This window comes from Marinobacter sp. EVN1 (assembly GCF_000475375.1).
GTDB lineage: Bacteria > Pseudomonadota > Gammaproteobacteria > Pseudomonadales > Oleiphilaceae > Marinobacter > Marinobacter nauticus.
Genome location: NZ_AXCB01000020.1, coordinates 87,082 through 103,517 on the forward strand (window position 1 = coordinate 87,082; position 16,436 = coordinate 103,517).

Below are 16,436 nucleotides of genomic sequence, written 5' to 3' on the forward strand. Positions count from 1 at the left end.
TCGGAAAACTCCGGTCTTTTTGAAATGCTCATCTGTTCAGAGCCTGGTCGCGGGCCGCTCAGATGACCAACGAGGTAATTACCATGTCTCAGGATTTTGTTATTGAAGCATTTCCTCGTGACGATCAGGGGAAAGGTGCGAGCCGCCGCCTGCGTCGCGAAGAGCGTAAGATTCCGGCCATCATCTACGGTGGCGGCAAAGACGCAACTCCGGTCGCCATCTGGCACAATGAGCTGAAAAAGGCCATCGAAAACGAAGCCTTCTTCTCTCACATCCTGACCGTCGACATTCAGGGCAAAAAAGAGAGCGTGATCCTGAAGGATCTGCAGCGTCATCCGTACAAGCCCATCCTGACTCACGCCGACTTCCTGCGCGTTGACAAGGACCACGAGATTCACGTTAACGTACCGCTGCACTTCATCAACGAAGACACAGCTCCGGCCGTGAAACTCCAGGGCGGCATTGTTTCCCACACCATGACCGAAGTTGAAGTGATCTGTCTGCCGCAGAACCTGCCCGAGTTCATCGAAGTCGACCTGAACGAAGTCGAGATGGACCAGGTAGTTCACCTGAGCGACCTGAAACTGCCGAAAGGCGTTAAAGTTGCCGCTCTGCAGCAGGGCGAAGACCACGACCTGCCAGTTGCCTCTATCCACAAGCCGAAAGGCGCCAAGGCGGACGACGCTGAAGGCGAGGAAGGCGAAGAAGGCGGCGAGGAGTAATAACTCCGGGGGCAACGGCGAATGGCACAGGATATTGTCATGGTGGTTGGACTGGGAAATCCCGGTTCCGACTACGAGAATACCCGCCACAACGCCGGCGCCCTGTTCGTCGAAGCGCTGGCCCGCGAAGCGGGTCAGACGCTCCGTCCCGAAAAGAAGTACCACGGGCTATACGCCCGCATTCAGTGGCAGGGCCTGGACCTGCACTTACTGACCCCCAGCACCTTTATGAACCGCAGCGGCACTGCCATCAAGGCCCTGGCGGACTTCTTCAAGATCTCCCCTGAACAGATTCTGGTTGCCCACGACGAGCTTGACCTGCCTCCCGGCACGGCCAAACTCAAGAAAGGCGGCGGCCACGGCGGCCACAACGGGCTGCGCGACACCATCGCCCATCTGGGCACCAACGATTTCCAGCGCCTGCGCCTTGGCATAGGCCACCCCGGCGACAGCCGCAAAGTCACCGGTTTTGTACTGGGCCGACTCGGCAAACAGGAAACCGAACAATTGACCGCCGTGTTTGACGAAGTCATGCGGGTATTACCGGATGCCGCCAACGGCAAACTGGCTGCCGCCATGAACCGTTTGCACAGCTTCAAACCAACGCCCTGAGCAAGGCACATCCCCTTACTCGCACCCTTACCGATACACCGGTATAATCCGCCCAAATTTTTCAGTTCCAGCAGAGGCATTCCATGGGATTTAACTGCGGCATCGTCGGCCTTCCCAACGTCGGCAAATCCACCCTGTTCAACGCACTGACCAAAGCCGGCATCGGCGCGGAAAACTTCCCGTTCTGCACCATCGAGCCGAACGCCGGCGTGGTGGCCATGCCCGACCCGCGCCTCACCAAACTGGCGGAGATCGTCAAGCCGGAACGGGTGGTGCCCACCACCATGGAGTTCGTCGACATCGCCGGCCTGGTCGCCGGCGCCTCCAAGGGCGAAGGCCTGGGCAACCAGTTCCTGGCCAACATCCGCCAGACCGATGCCATTGCTCACGTGGTGCGCTGCTTTGAAGACGGAAACGTCATCCACGTGGCCAACAAGGTAGATCCCGCTTCCGACATCGAAGTGATCAACACCGAGCTGGCCCTGGCCGATCTCGACACCGTAGAGAAAGCCATCAAACGCGTCCAGCGCGTCGCCAAGAGTGGCGACAAAGACGCCAAGGCCCAACTGGAAATGTTTGAAAAACTGTTGCCGGTACTGAACGAAGGCAAGCCAGTGCGCAGCATGGGCCTGGACAAAGACCAGATGGCACTGATTCGCGAGCTTTGCCTGCTTACCGTCAAACCCACCATGTACATCGCCAACGTGAACGAAGACGGCTTCGAGAACAATCCCCACCTGGACAAGGTGCGTGAGATTGCCGCTTCTGAAAACGCAGTCGTGGTACCCATCTGCAACAAGCTGGAAGCCGAGATCTCTGAACTGGAAGACGAAGAGAAATCCATGTTCCTGGACGAAATGGGCATGGAAGAACCTGGGCTGGACCGTGTGATCCGCGCAGGTTACGGCCTGCTTGGCCTGCAAACGTATTTTACCGCCGGCGTGAAGGAAGTGCGTGCCTGGACCGTCAGAATCGGCGCCACAGCCCCTCAGGCGGCTGGCGTTATCCACACCGACTTCGAACGCGGCTTCATCCGGGCTGAGGTGGTGAGCTACGACGATTTCGTACAGTACAACGGCGAAGCCGGCGCCAAAGATGCCGGCAAATGGCGCCTGGAGGGCAAGGATTACATCGTCAAAGACGGCGATGTTATTCACTTCCGGTTCAACGTGTAATTTTCGGTATTTTTTGGCCGTAAAGCCTTGACAGGATGAGCCCAAATACCGAAAATACGCGCCTCGTTTGGGGCGTGTCCCGAAGCGAAATGGCAAGGTAGCTCAGTTGGTTAGAGCACAGCACTCATAATGCTGGGGTCGGCGGTTCGACTCCGCCCCTTGCTACCAGAATTCAAAGGGTTACAGCTCACGCTGTAGCCCTTTTTTTATGGGTTGACTACAAGTTGACTACACCGTAGACAAACCGCCCTCCTCTAGCTGATAAGATCCCTTCATCAAAACAAAAAAGCTCCTGCCAAGACGATGGCCAATCAATGTGAGCGGCCCAGGGCCGGCTTTGTCTATGCGCTTAATAGGAATATCGCTTTGAAGAAGCTCATCATCCTCGTAGCCATCGCCTTTACTGGATGGAAGATCTACCAGCAGTACGCACCAACTCCCGTTGTAGAGTGGTCAAATTCTGAGACCCAAAACTTCATCCAGTACCAAACGCCGGAAGCAATGACTCGTGAGGCAACCAATGCTATGCGCTTCACCTGCAACGGTCGGGAATATTGCAGCGAAATGACATCCCGCGCGGAGGCGGAGTACTTCAATCGGTATTGCCCAAATACGAAGATGGACGGCGACAATGACGGCATCCCATGTGAAAACGACTCCCGATTCTAACAACTACAGGGCTCCGCTTTTCACAACGAGTGACGACCGCACCGCCTGACGCCAGGTAATCCGATGGCGAATACAAAAGTGCGGTTTAAAAGCAGCCCCAGGCTTCCTGAGGCTTGCCCCCATTGCCTATGCGCTTGTTTTGAAAGATGAGACTCTATCTTTCATTTCTGCCGCCAATCGCGCCAACTCGTGACTGGCTTCTGATGATTGCTTGGCACCGTCGAGGTTCTGACTGGAGAGATCGACAATATGAGTAAGATTTCCACTCACTTGCTCCGCAGCAACTGACTGTTCTTCCGCTGCACTCGCGATCTGTTCGCCCATTTGAACAATGTGATCAATGGCGTCCCCGATCGAATTCAGAGTTTCGGCCACATCGTCGATCAACATGCGGTTTTCTTCCACTTGCTCTAGCCCGGACTGCATTACCGCAACGGTTGCTTTGCTTTCCTCAGTCAGGCCTTTAATCACATCGGCAATTTCCGCCGTTGATGTCTGCGTGCGTTTAGCAAGGGAGCGGACTTCATCAGCTACAACAGAGAAACCACGTCCATGCTCTCCAGCTCTTGCTGCTTCAATTGCCGCGTTCAGTGCCAAAAGATTCGTCTGATCAGCAATGTCATTGATGACCTCCGTGACCTTCTGTATTTCCAAACTCCTGTTCTCCAGGGAGCTGATCTGTTTCGCGACTCGCCGGATATCCTCAGAAAGCCGATGCAGTGCTTCTCGCCCTTTTTCACCACGCACGCGACCTTCCACGCCTTGCTCTTTGGCTGACCGCGCAGCAGATTGGGCTTCTTCTGCGCTCCTGGCCACGTCATTGGAAGCCGCGCTCATCTGATTCATCGCTGTTGCGACCTGGTCAGTCTGATCAGACTGGGATTCAATATTTCGCTCAACACTTGAGTTTATTGAAGAAAGCTCTTCTGACGCCGTCGCCACCTCGTCAGACACGGCGGAGAGGCGACTGATGACCTGGTCGAACTCATTTAACATGTGATTCAGAGAGTGCCCCAGTTGGGCAAGTTCGTCTTTGCCGTCAACGTGGAGACGCTGGGAGAGATCTGATTGTTCTGCAACGGATCGCATCAGGTTTCTCATCGCATTGATGGGACCAGTGACCGACAAGATGATCAAAATGCTTGCACCAATTGAAAGCACAGCCGCAACGACAGCGGTCGATGGATAGAGCACCTGACTCTGAGCGTAGAGTTCCCCAACCGATTGTCGTTCCTGAGCCGCAACATCGAGTTGTAGCTCGATGAGTTCGCCAATTTTCTGAGTCACAGGGTCAATAAGCTCGTAGAGGGGACCGTCAATTCGATTCAATTGGCCTTGAGCATTGGAAGGAGCGCTACGAAGGACCGCCTTTGCTTCTTGGATCCCCCGGCTCGCTCCGTCAAAAAGCGAATCCGCCTCCCTAACCAGCTCTTTTTCACGCGGAGTAAGGGACGTCTGCGTGTATCGCTCCCAATTGGTTTCGATGCTGGACTCAGCCTCTTCAATCTGACGGAGCGCCTCACGAGGTGATATCTGTCCTGCATTTGCCTTGTTGATTGCATCAACGACGAGAACAGCATAATCATCGGAGATAAGCTTGAGATCCTTGAGCGGTACAACTCGATCATTGTAGATACTTGAAACGCCACGATTAATGTCAGCAAACACCACGAGAGCGTATATGGAAAGGCCTGCGATAGCGGCCAGCGGAATGGATACCAAGAAAACCAATCGCAACTTGAGTGACAAAGTACTAAGGAGGTTCATTATTCTATCCTATGCGCCGACCTCCCTTTCGCAATGAATTTCCAGTACTGAAATCATACACTAGTTCATTACATTCGGATTAACTGTTTGTAATTTATTTATTTGATACCCAAGCTCACCAAAGTCGAATAGGCGAAGCTCTGCACTTTTCGACATAATACTGGCGCCACACTGGAAGATTCCCAACGATACCGTGATGCGAACTGGCTAGAGCCCCAGATACCGGTGCAGCAACAGCTCCTGATATTGATCAATGTGCTTGCTGTTGATTTCAACTATCCGGCCTTTCGCACTGAGGCGATCAAAGCATTCGTCAAACTGAGTGGCAACCTCCTCACTTCGGAAAACCACTTTGTAAGGAGTAGGATTGAAAACCGGATAGAATACAAAATCGTCCAGCTCTTTTGGCCAACTCTCCCCAAAACGACGGTCTGAACGGATCCGCCTGTCCAGAGTAGCCACCACAAGACCGTCGGCAAGAATGACATCAACGCGGCCCATTAACTGCATCCGGGCGTGGATCGTCTGGTCAGTCACCTCCAGCAACAGCTCAAACTCATCCACGCGATCAGAAAGCCTGAGTATGTCGATGCCATTCTGAAACGTAACCGCTCTTAACCCTGCCAGATCATCAATTGTCGTTATGGGACCAGCCACCGACGCGTTATAGAAAGCGCCGTTGTGGTACCAGATATAAGCGGACGTGGAGAACCCCGGTATGTCCAAAGATAGCGGGACCGTCATAACGGCATCGGCGGCACTCAGGTCGCGAAAAGTGCGGATGTGGCGACCGAAGGGCTGGTAGACAAATTCGGCTTCCCAGCCGCAGGCCTCCAGCACAGCATTCACCAATTCTACATCTCGGCCACTTTCTCCTGGCTCCGACATCCCGGGTATGTCGGGCGCCATGACGATGAGGGGAGCCAGTGGGAACGTGTCTGACTTCACTGCACCAGGAATCAACAGCAGGACATAGAAGAGAAAACGGTACAGAGAGTCTGGTATCAAGGGATAGGCCACCGGTAAACAGTTTATGCCGCTACCGAATACAGTACTTCTTTTTGAACGATTGCTCCACAAAAAAAGGATAAGCGGATAAAGCGGTGCCATTAAACAACCTTTGACATTCCGCCGCGACGAAAACCGTTATCATTCAGCTTTGTTTTCATCAAGGCGCTGATGCCATGCAACTCAAGTCGCAGATGGTGGTGTGGCTGGCCGTCGTTTTCGTCCCTGTGGTGCTCGCCTTTGCCGCAGCAACCGTCAAAGCTGCATTGCTGTCTATCGGAGTGTTCTGGGGCGCCCTGTCCCTCTTCTTTTACGGTGAAATCCGGAGCTATCTGACGCAGCGCAAGAAAGGCCCGTAACGGATACTCGAATCCAGGTCAGCCATTACTCGCGGTCATCATAGGATTCGCAATCACGAACAGCTTTGCGGAATTCCGGTGCCAATCGCCCCGCACCGAAGCGGTGTGACACATACAACGAAAGATCTACCCACGCCGCGGTTCGTACGTAGAATGGCTTTTCATACCCCGCCATCAAATGGTCGATAAGAACCGCCGGTAAAACCACGACATCAGCGCGGCCAAGCTTCACCATATCAACGGCCTGCTTCCATTCAGCCACGATGACCGCACTGGCGTTGTCTCCCTGAAGAAACTGGTTGCCTATGAACCGACGCACAAAGGCATAACGCAGGCCGGACACCTGGCGCAAAGGCGGATATTGCTCCAAAAACAGATACACGTACTCGGTCTGGAACAGCCTGCCACCAAAATCGGCATATTGGTCGCGGTCTGCCGTTTGCACAAGAGGCAACCCAATCGCCAATTCTCCCTTCTCCAACTGAAAAAGAATTCTCGCCAGCGGCATCTCGATAAACTGGAAGTTTCCTTCGACCCGATCAAAGACGCAGCGGTAAATGTCGGCAAAGCGGCCAACCAGCGAGCCGTTCTCAACGCCAATTTCCCGCGGGATCCCCTCAAAAACACCAACGGGATAGACGGTCTTGTCAGTTACGGCACCCGATAATGAAGGTATAGTGAGAAAGTAGATTAAAACCGGCGCAAGCCAGTGCGGTATCCTGCCCATGTCAGCTGCTCCCTGCCCGTGCAACTCGAACGGTGGTTTCAGGGTAGTACAGAAATGCCCAGTCTGCTGGCAACACGCTGATGGAACTAACCTCTTCAATACCTGTGCACAGTGACTATGCCAAAACGGAATACCGGAAAATTCGAACCAATCGCTTCTTTCTTTGACACCCATTACCTTCAGCCGGGGAAGCTTCCTGGAATGGTTACCCTGGTAGCCCGGCATGGCGAGATTCTGTGGTGTCACGCCCAGGGCCTGCGGGATGTGGAGAGAAACTTACCGATGAACCGGGACACCCTGTTCCGCGTGTACTCCATGACCAAACCCGTCACCAGTATTGCCATGATGCAGTTGTACGAGCAGGGCAAGTTCCTGCTTAACGACCCGGTCCACAAATACATTCCAGGCTGGCGCAATCTACGCGTCTACAAGGGAGGCCGTTATCCGGATTTCGAGACCGAACCCGCGGCCTCAGTCATGACCATCCGGGATCTGATGACCCACACCTCCGGGCTGACCTATGGCTTCACCGAGCGAACCGAGGTGGATGCCGCCTACCGCAAGCTGAAACTGGATGGCAGCACCATTCTGACTCTGGACAAGCTGGTCGACCGGCTGGCCGAGTTACCGCTGGAGTTCTCTCCCGGTACCGCGTGGAACTATTCTGTGTCCACCGATGTCCTGGGCTACCTGGTTGAGCTGCTCTCCGGCCAGTCTCTGGACAGCTACTTTCAGGAGCACATCTTTGGCCCCCTGGGCATGACCGATACCGGATTTCATGTGCGACCAGACCAACAGGAACGCTTTGCCGCCTGCTATCTGTATCAATCCGGTAATACCATGAAACTCCAGGATGATCCGGAGCGGTCGCGCTATCTGAAGGAACCAAAATTCCTGTCGGGTGGCGGCGGGCTGGTCTCCACCATAGATGATTATTTCCGCTTCGCCCAGGCCCTGTGCCAGGGTGGCGAATATCAGGGCCAGCGCATCATCGGCCGCAAAACCCTGGAGTTTATGCGCCTGAACCACCTGCCGGGCGGCCAGGATCTCCCTGCCCTGTCTATTGGCGGCTTCACTGAAACACCTTATGCCGGCAGCGGCTTCGGATTAGGGTTCTCGGTCAAAACCGATATCGCCAAATCCGCCACGATTGGTTCGCCGGGAGAATTCGGCTGGGGCGGCCTGGCTAGCACCAGCTTCTTTATCGACCCGGTGGAAGATCTGGTGGTGATTTTTATGACCCAGCTGATGCCGTCTTCGTCCTATCCCATCCGACAAGAGCTCAGAGCTCTGGTATACGGTGTCCTGGACTGACTCCGCGTTCCACCTTATATCGGTATAACCGCTGGAACTGTGCCGAAGCCCGAATGCCTGTGGCATACTCGGCTCCTTAAACCAATAACGAACAATCCACCAGCAAGGAATGTTGTGATGAAACCAGCTACTCTCGCGTTGCACGCCGGCTTCAAGAGCGACCCGACCACCAAGGCCGCCACCACGCCCATTTACCAGACCACGTCTTACACCTTCGACGACACCCAGCATGGTGCCGACCTGTTTGACCTGAAGGTACAGGGCAACATCTATACCCGCATCATGAACCCCACCAACGCGGTTCTGGAAGAGCGTATGGCAGCGCTGGAAGGTGGTATTGGCGCACTGGCAGTAGCGTCCGGCATGGCGGCCATTACCTATGCCCTGCAAACCATCTGCAAGGTGGGCAACAACATCGTCAGCACCAGCCAGCTGTACGGCGGCACCTACAACCTGTTTGCCCACTCGCTGCCGAACCAGGGCATCGAATGCAAGATGGTGCCCCACGATGATTTTGCGGCGGTAGAGAACGCCATCGATGACCAGACCCGGGCGCTGTTCTGTGAATCTATCGGCAACCCGGCCGGTAATGTGGTGGATATCCAGAAGTGGGCCGAGATTGCCCACAAGCACGGCATTCCGCTGATTGTCGATAACACTGTCGCCACGCCGTTTCTGTGCCGCCCGTTCGAGCATGGCGCGGATATCGTGATTCACTCCCTGACCAAGTACATCGGCGGCCACGGCACCACGGTGGCGGGGATTGTGGTGGACTCCGGCAAGTTCGACTGGAAAGCCAGCGCCGACAAGTTCCCGATGATGAACCAGCCCGACCCCTCCTACCACGGCGTGGTTTACACCGAAGCCCTGGGCGAAGCCGCTTTTATCGGCCGCTGTCGGGTGGTACCGCTTCGCAACACCGGCTCCGCCCTGTCGCCGTTCAATTCGTTCCTGATCATGCAGGGGCTGGAAACCCTGGCCCTGCGCATGGAACGCCACTGCGACAACGCCCAGAAGGTTGCCCAGTTCCTGCAGGATCATCCCGCCGTGGAATGGGTCAACTACGCCGGCCTCGCGAACAGCCCCTATAAGGCCACCTGCGACAAGATCTGTGACGGCAAGGCCTCCGGCATTCTCAGTTTCGGCATTAAAGGTGGCCGCGAAGCCGGCGCCAAATTCATCGATGCCCTGGATCTGATCCTGAGACTGGTGAACATTGGCGATGCCAAGTCCCTGGCTTGCCATCCGGCCACCACTACCCACCGCCAGCTCAATGCTGACGAGCTGAAAAGTGCGGGGGTCAGCGAAGACCTTGTACGGCTGTCGATCGGCATTGAAGATGCCGACGATATCATCGCCGATATCACTCAGGCCCTGGAAAAATCCCAGGCTTGATATCCCTCAACCGGGTACGACCAAAGTCGTGCCCGGTAACCCCGTGATTGCCCCTACCTGCCTTGTAACTGCCCTGCCTGCCGATTACTCTTAAAGGTTCACCACACCCTTATCCGAGAGTTCCTGGCCAATGAGCGAAAGCGCAAAGCCCCGCATTACCAGTGGTTCCAAATTCCGTAACGAACACGGCTTCTCCGCCATCAAGGACGGCGTCAAGCGTTCATCATCAAACACGGAAGGCAAATCTCTGGAGCGCAAGCCGAAATGGCTGAGGGCGCGCATGCCGGGCGGCGAGCGCTACGATGCCGTGCGCCGGAACGTGACCGAGCACCGCCTGAGCACCGTCTGCCAGGAATCACATTGCCCCAACATTGGCGAATGCTGGACCAACGGCACCGCCACCATCATGGTGATGGGCTCTGTGTGCACCCGGGCCTGCAAATTCTGCGCAGTCGACACCGGCAACCCGAAAGGCTGGCTTGACCCGGAAGAGCCTGAAAACACCGCCAAGTCTGTGGAACTGATGGGCCTGCGCTACATCGTGCTGACGTCGGTAGACCGTGACGACTTGCCCGACGGCGGCGCCGCGCACTACGCGGCCTGTGTCTCGGCCATCAAACAGCGTACCCCGGAGGTGGCGGTAGAAGCCCTGACCCCGGACTTTGATGCAGTAATGAGCGACGTGGAAAAAGTGGTGGATTCCGGACTGGACGTTTTCGCCCAGAACGTGGAAACCGTCAAGCGCCTGACCAGTCGTGTGCGAGACCCCCGTGCCGGTTACGAAAAAACCCTGAGCGTACTGGCCCACGCCAAGAAACATCGGCCAGATGTGCTCACCAAAACCAGCCTGATGCTGGGTCTGGGTGAAACCGAAGAGGAAATCCTTGAAACCATGGACGATCTGCGCGCCATTGGTGTGGATATTCTCACCCTGGGCCAGTACCTGCGCCCCACGCCGAACCACCTGCCGGTGGAGCGCTACGTCACCCCGGAAGAATTCAACCGTTACCGCGACATTGGTCTGGAAAAAGGTTTCATGGAAGTGCCGTCCGGTCCCATGGTTCGCTCCAGCTACCGGGCCGACCGGGTATTCGACAAGAACAATCTGGGCCTGAGCGTGCCGGAGGTTCCCGTGCCCGACAAGGCGATGCAGATTCCGGTCAAGGCCGTTGACTGAGAGCCGCCAATGCTGACCCTGTTGCGAAATATCCGGCTGAAGTACAAATTCTGGTTGCTGAATATTCTCGTGTTTGCGGTGCTGTGTCTGCTGGTGCTTTATGCCATGCAGGTGATCGCGGGCCAGACCGAATCCAGCTTCAGCCAGGTATTTGCAGACACCGCGCCGGGCTTTGCACTGATCGTGGCGGTGCTCGTGGCGCTGGAGATGGCCGGTTCCCAACTGCTGATTTCCTTTATCGAACGCCATGTTAACCGGCTCAAGGACACCATGGTTGCGGTGCAGACCAGCGGCGACCTGAGCCGTCGGGCCGACGTCGACTCCCGGGATGAAATTGGCGAAATGGCCGCTGCCTTCAATGCGATGCAGGATCGTACATCTGATGTCGTTCGCAGCATGAAAACGGCCACCGAGCACCTGCACCAGGAGGTCGAATCTCTCACCCAGCGGGCCGCCGCACGCAGGGACAGCCTCACGCGGCAACAGGAAGGCGCCAACCGCTCAGCCGAATCCGTTGAGGCCATGCTGCAAAGCTTTGTCGGCATTGCCGAACAGGCAGGCATTGCCAAAACCCTGTCAACAGAAGCCCGGGAAACTGCGGTAAATGGCAGCCAACGGGTCAGCCAGAGCGCCGACAGCATTCGCAGGCTGGCGAGTGTGGTTCGCCAGTCTGCTGGCAGCGTACAGTCACTGGCCGAAAACAGCCATGAGATTGGCCAGACCATTACCGAAATCAAGGGCATTGCCGAGCAAACCAACCTGCTGGCCCTCAATGCCGCCATAGAAGCCGCCCGCGCGGGCGAACAGGGCCGGGGCTTTGCGGTGGTTGCCGAAGAAGTCCGTAACCTGGCGCGCCGGGTTCAGGACTCCACTGACCAGATCCAGACCACCCTGGATCGCCTGTTGGCCTCCATGAATACCGCTGTCGAACAGATGACAGGCAGCTCAGACGACGCCGAGCGATGCGTGGAAGAATCCGAGAAGGGGCGCCAGGCCCTGGAAGCCATTAACGAGGTGGTCGGTCGTATCGACCGGACCAATCAGGAAATCGCGGATATGTCTGCCGAACAGACCGCCGATACCGATCAGGTTCTGGCCAATGTTCAGGACATCCGGGAAACCACTCGGAACATGGTTGTCCAGCTCTCGGAAAGCGCAGATATGACGCAACGTCTGGAGCAACTGATCCGTTCACTGGAAGAAGCCTCGGCAAAGGTCACAGTTCGCTGAGGTTTGTGGCACACTCTGCACTCGTTTTTGACTGCAGAGTTGTAACCCATGAATCGCCTTGGCGCCTTCTACGACCGTTTTATCCTGCCCCACCCCTGGATTGTCCTGGCCCTGTTTGCCCTGCTACTGGCAGTGACCGCGCTGCGTTTTGATCAGTTCCGGCTGGATGCCTCGGCAGAATCCCTGGTGCTGGAAAACGATCGTTCGCTGGAGCAGTACCGACAGGTAAACCAGACCTTCACCACCTCTGACGATTTCCTGGTGGTCACCTACACCCCCAACGACCCCCTGTTCACCACCGAAGGCCTGTCGCGGTTAAGGGCTCTTCGCGACGACTTGCAGGCTCTTGAGGCCGTCGGTTCCACCAACAGCATTCTGAATGTACCGCTGCTGCACAGCCCGGACCTTACCCTGGACACCGTCGACAGCGAGATCAAAACGCTGGATGAACACGATGTGGCTCCGGCGACCGGCCGACAGGCGTTGCTGGACAACCCCATGTACCCCAACCTGCTCATCAGCGAGGACGGCAAGACCACGGCCATCCAGGTCAACCTGCCAACCCCGGACCGCTATTTTGACTTACTCAACCAGCGCAACGAACTCCGGGAAAAGGTGAATCGGGGCGAGGCCAGCGAGGCCGAACGGACGCAACTTGAGCAGACAAGCGACGAATTTATCCGCTACACCGAGCAACTGGGTGAAGAGCGTGATGCCACCATCAATCAGGTTCGCGCCATACTGGAGCAATACCGCGACCACGCCAGCATCCATCTGGGCGGCGTGCCCATGATTGTCGCCGACATGATACGGTTTATTGAAAACGATCTCTCCACTTTCGGCTTCGGGGTATTGGCTTTCCTGCTGCTCACCCTGGCGATTATTTTCCGGCAATGGCGTTGGGTCGTGGTACCACTGTTGTGCTGCGGTTTTACCGTCTGGCTGATGGTCGGATTTCTGGGCTGGGCCCAATGGCCGGTGACGGTGATTTCGTCCAACTTTATCTCGCTGTTACTGATCATGACCCTGTCGCTCACTATCCACCTGATTGTGCGCTACCGGGAATTCCAGCATGACGAGCCCGAGGCTGCGCCAAACAACATCCTGCGCAACACCCTGATGACCATGATCCGACCGTGCTTCTATATGGCGATCACCACCATTGTTGCCTTCGGCTCCCTCACCTTCAGCGGCATCCGGCCGGTCATCGATTTTGGCTGGATGATGACCCTGGGGCTGAGCGTGGCTTTTCTCATTACCTTCTTGATCTTCCCGGCCCTGTTGAGCCTGCTGCCACCCCCGATCGACCAGCGCGTGAGCTCAGACAAGGTGCCCTTCACCGATGCCTTCGCCCGCTTCACCGAGCGCTTCAGCGGGACGGTTCTGGTCAGTTCCGGGGTCATCGCCGTGCTCTGCGTGATTGGCCTGAACCGGCTGACGGTGGAGAACAGCTTTATCGACTACTTCAAGTCCTCCACCGAAATCCATCAGGGTATGGTCACCATAGACGACCGGCTGGGGGGCACCACGCCGCTGGATGTGGTCATCACCGATCAACCCGCCCCGGAAAACGCCAACGCGGATCCTTTCGCCAGTGACTGCGACCCGTTTGTAGAAGACTGCGGTGACGAGGAATACCGGGATACCTGGTACACCTACCAGAAAATGCGCCAACTCGGTGAGGTGCATGATTACCTGCAAAGCCTGCCGGAGACCGGCAAAGTCCTGTCCATACAGACCACACTCGACCTGCTGGCCCAGGTTAACGGCGGTGAGCCCCTGGACGCCCTGGAGCTGGCCTTCGTGCCCGCCGCCGTGCCGGACGACCTTCAGGACATTCTGCTGACCCCTTACATTTCTGAGGAGCAGGACAAGGCGCGATTCAGCATCCGCATACTGGAAACCATGCCGGACCTGCGTCGACAGGAGCTGCTGCATGACATTCGCCACCACCTGAGCACCGAACTCGGTTACGACCGGGATCGCATACTGCTCTCAGGCATGACAGTGATGTACAACAACATGCTCCAGAGCCTGTTCGATTCCCAGATCAAAACCATCGGCGTGGTGTTTGGCGCTATCCTGGTCATGTTTCTGATCCTGTTCCGTTCCGTGAAGCTGGCGCTGGTGGGTATGGCTCCCAACCTGATTGCCGCAGGCTCAGTACTGGGGCTGATGGGCTGGCTGGGCATTCCACTGGATATGATGACCATTACCGTGGCGGCCATCACCGTCGGGATTGCGGTAGATGACACCATCCACTACATCCATCGCTTCAAAACCGAGTTCGCCAAAGACGGCGACTACCTGGCCACCATGCACCGTTGTCATCGCAGCATTGGCCAGGCCATGTTCTACACCTCGCTGACTATCATTGCCGGTTTCTCCATACTGGTGCTGTCGAACTTCATTCCCACCATTTACTTTGGCCTGTTCACCGGTTTTGCCATGTTCATGGCCTTGCTGGGTGCACTCACCTTGCTGCCCAGGCTGATCATTCTGGTTCGCCCGTTTAATACCCCATAACAAAAAACCCCGCCGGGGCCAGGCTCCGGCGGGGTTTCTCGCAAACACACAGACTCAGCGGATTACTGCTGGCCCTGAGGCTGCATCATCTGACGCTGTTGTTGCATCTGCTGCTGCATCTGCTTCATGCGGCGATCCAGCTCATCACGCTGCTCCTGGGTGAACACCGCATCCACCTTCGCCTGCATCAGGGCAGAAAGCGCTGCAATTTCACCGGTCACATCACCGAGTTTGGCGGCATTGTCACGAATGGCAGACTCGTCGTAATCCGGCTTGATCTGCTCTTGCAGGTCTTCCTGCAGCGAGCGGGCATCCTGACGCAGTTCGCCGATCTCGCCCTGCATGTCGTCGATGATGCCGCGAATCTCGGTTTGCTGTTCTTCAGACAGCCCCACCATCTGGGCCAGCTGGGCAACCTGATCCGGCTGACCACCCGGCGACTGCTGTGCGATCGCCGGCGCTGAGATAGTCAGGGCGACAAGTGCGGAACCGATGAATTTTGCGAGCTTCATACTGTTCTCCATCATTGAGGCGGCCTGTCGGGAGCCACCACGGATTGGCTTTAATCGTTTGAAGTGACACCCTAAAGCATTCTCCTGCTTCATTTCACCCCGATATCCCTTCAATTTGTACAGGTTCTCAGTTTGATTCGCTCTGAGGGCGCGGCACTGGCGGGATTTGATGAATGTGAAAATTTAGTCATTCCCCTGCATAATGGCGCCCTCAATCAATCAGCGGAGTAAACACCATGGCCATTAACTGGTTTCCCGGGCATATGCACAAGGCCCGAAAGGAGATCAAGAAAGTCATGCCCCAGATGGACCTCATCATCGAGGTGGTGGACGCCCGGATTCCCTTCAGTAGTGAGAATCCACTGGTGCCTTCGCTGCGTGGCGATACCCCGCTGATCAAGGTGCTTAATAAGCGAGACCTGGCCGACCCGGTCATTACCGAGCAATGGCTGGCCTGGCTGGAGCGGGAACGGGGTGTACGTGCGGTCACGCTCACACACAATCAACGCCAGGAAGCCCTGGGCATCCTCAAGCTGGCGGAAGAGATGACGCCCGGGCATGATCGACAGAAAAGCGCCTTGAGGGTGATGATCCTGGGCATCCCGAACGTCGGCAAATCCACACTGATCAATACCCTGGCTGGCCGGCCCGCCGCCAAGACTGGCAACGAGCCGGCGGTTACCCGGGCACAACAGGCCATCAAACTGCCGGATAACGTTCTGCTCTACGATACCCCTGGCTTCCTCTGGCCCAAGCTTTCGCCAGTGCAATGCGGCTATCGCCTGGCAGTAACCGGCGCAATCCGCAGTGCTGTACTGGATTTCGAGGATGTTGCGCTATTCGAGGCGGATTATCTGATTGCCCACTACCCGGAGCTCGTCGTCAACCGCTACGGGCTGGACGAAACACCCGTAGATGGGCTGGCACTGATGGATGCCATCGCCGTAAAACGCCGTTTCCTGGGCCGCGGCGGGGTACCGGATCTGCACAAGGTTTCCGAAGTGCTGCTGAACGAACTCCGGGCCGGGACGCTGGGCCGGATCTCGCTGGAAACGCCGGATATGGTGGAACAGGAACTGGTCGAAGCCCAAGCCCGGGAACAGGCCGAGGCGGAAGAGAAAGCCAGAAAAGACGAGCAGCGCAAGAAGAAACGCTAGCCGGAGTCGGCGTAAAAGCCAAACCCGCAAAGACTAAAGTTTGGGCATAAGACTAGCCTTTTTTGCTATACTTGATTTAAATCAAG

General features: G+C 56.4%; 15 protein-coding genes and 1 tRNA gene. 12 read left to right on the forward strand and 4 right to left on the reverse strand.

From position 1 onward, the window contains the following. Positions 1-83: 83 nt before the first annotated feature. From Q674_RS30785 to Q674_RS41325, 5 genes are all read left to right on the forward strand, one after another. Positions 84-722 (forward strand): 50S ribosomal protein L25/general stress protein Ctc, encoded by a 639-nt coding sequence (locus tag Q674_RS30785; RefSeq protein ID WP_011785829.1) that lies wholly within the window; start codon positions 84-86, stop codon positions 720-722. A 21-nt stretch (positions 723-743) separates the two neighbouring features. Next, complete coding sequence (gene pth / locus Q674_RS30790; RefSeq protein WP_022991939.1) at positions 744-1,334, forward strand: aminoacyl-tRNA hydrolase; 591 nt, start codon at positions 744-746, stop codon at positions 1,332-1,334. Between the two features lie 83 nt (positions 1,335-1,417). After that, complete coding sequence (ychF, locus tag Q674_RS30795) at positions 1,418-2,509, forward strand: redox-regulated ATPase YchF (protein ID WP_022991940.1); 1,092 nt, start codon at positions 1,418-1,420, stop codon at positions 2,507-2,509. Positions 2,510-2,600: 91 nt separating this feature from the next. Beyond that, positions 2,601-2,677: transfer RNA gene (locus Q674_RS30800), tRNA-Met, on the forward strand. A 198-nt stretch (positions 2,678-2,875) separates the two neighbouring features. Beyond that, positions 2,876-3,178, forward strand: a complete 303-nt coding sequence (locus Q674_RS41325; protein ID WP_031210121.1) for an excalibur calcium-binding domain-containing protein — start codon at positions 2,876-2,878, stop codon at positions 3,176-3,178. A 126-nt stretch (positions 3,179-3,304) separates the two neighbouring features. Here the strand turns inward: Q674_RS41325 and Q674_RS30810 are convergent, their stop codons facing one another. Further along, complete coding sequence (locus Q674_RS30810; RefSeq protein WP_022991942.1) at positions 3,305-4,945, reverse strand: methyl-accepting chemotaxis protein; 1,641 nt, start codon at positions 4,943-4,945, stop codon at positions 3,305-3,307. 207 nt (positions 4,946-5,152) lie between these two features. Next, positions 5,153-6,055 (reverse strand): hypothetical protein, encoded by a 903-nt coding sequence (locus Q674_RS30815; protein ID WP_227501211.1) that lies wholly within the window; start codon positions 6,053-6,055, stop codon positions 5,153-5,155. A 74-nt stretch (positions 6,056-6,129) separates the two neighbouring features. On the opposite strand from Q674_RS30815, the gene Q674_RS30820 reads away from it, so the two are divergent. Next, entirely contained in the window at positions 6,130-6,312 is a 183-nt protein-coding gene (locus Q674_RS30820; RefSeq protein ID WP_022991944.1) for a hypothetical protein, read from the forward strand. 25 nt (positions 6,313-6,337) lie between these two features. On the opposite strand, the gene Q674_RS30825 is transcribed toward Q674_RS30820, so the two are convergent. Beyond that, a complete protein-coding gene (locus Q674_RS30825; protein ID WP_227501212.1) occupies positions 6,338-7,264 on the reverse strand; it encodes a substrate-binding periplasmic protein in 927 nt (308 codons plus the stop codon). On the opposite strand from Q674_RS30825, the gene Q674_RS30830 reads away from it, so the two are divergent. The 5 genes from Q674_RS30830 to Q674_RS30850 all read left to right on the forward strand — a co-directional run bounded on the left by Q674_RS30830 (position 7,241) and on the right by Q674_RS30850 (position 14,681). Continuing rightward, positions 7,241-8,353, forward strand: coding sequence for a serine hydrolase domain-containing protein (locus Q674_RS30830; RefSeq protein ID WP_022991946.1), 1,113 nt, complete (start codon positions 7,241-7,243; stop codon positions 8,351-8,353). The two genes, Q674_RS30825 and Q674_RS30830, sit on opposite strands and share 24 nt — an antisense overlap. A 117-nt stretch (positions 8,354-8,470) precedes the next feature. Then, complete coding sequence (locus Q674_RS30835) at positions 8,471-9,748, forward strand: O-acetylhomoserine aminocarboxypropyltransferase/cysteine synthase family protein (protein WP_023008874.1); 1,278 nt, start codon at positions 8,471-8,473, stop codon at positions 9,746-9,748. A 130-nt stretch (positions 9,749-9,878) separates the two neighbouring features. After that, positions 9,879-10,925 carry a lipoyl synthase gene (gene lipA, locus Q674_RS30840; protein WP_011785836.1) on the forward strand — a complete coding sequence of 349 codons (1,047 nt, stop codon included), beginning with the start codon at positions 9,879-9,881 and terminating at the stop codon, positions 10,923-10,925. A 9-nt stretch (positions 10,926-10,934) separates the two neighbouring features. Next, complete coding sequence (locus Q674_RS30845) at positions 10,935-12,155, forward strand: methyl-accepting chemotaxis protein (RefSeq protein ID WP_023008875.1); 1,221 nt, start codon at positions 10,935-10,937, stop codon at positions 12,153-12,155. Positions 12,156-12,203: 48 nt separating this feature from the next. Continuing rightward, positions 12,204-14,681 (forward strand): efflux RND transporter permease subunit, encoded by a 2,478-nt coding sequence (locus tag Q674_RS30850; protein ID WP_023008876.1) that lies wholly within the window; start codon positions 12,204-12,206, stop codon positions 14,679-14,681. Between the two features lie 62 nt (positions 14,682-14,743). Here Q674_RS30850 and Q674_RS30855 read toward each other — a convergent pair whose 3' ends face one another. Beyond that, complete coding sequence (locus tag Q674_RS30855; protein ID WP_014420689.1) at positions 14,744-15,193, reverse strand: Spy/CpxP family protein refolding chaperone; 450 nt, start codon at positions 15,191-15,193, stop codon at positions 14,744-14,746. Positions 15,194-15,429: 236 nt separating this feature from the next. Between Q674_RS30855 and ylqF the strand changes: the two genes are divergently transcribed. After that, entirely contained in the window at positions 15,430-16,350 is a 921-nt protein-coding gene (ylqF, locus tag Q674_RS30860; protein WP_023008878.1) for a ribosome biogenesis GTPase YlqF, read from the forward strand. The last annotated feature ends 86 nt before the right edge of the window (positions 16,351-16,436 follow it).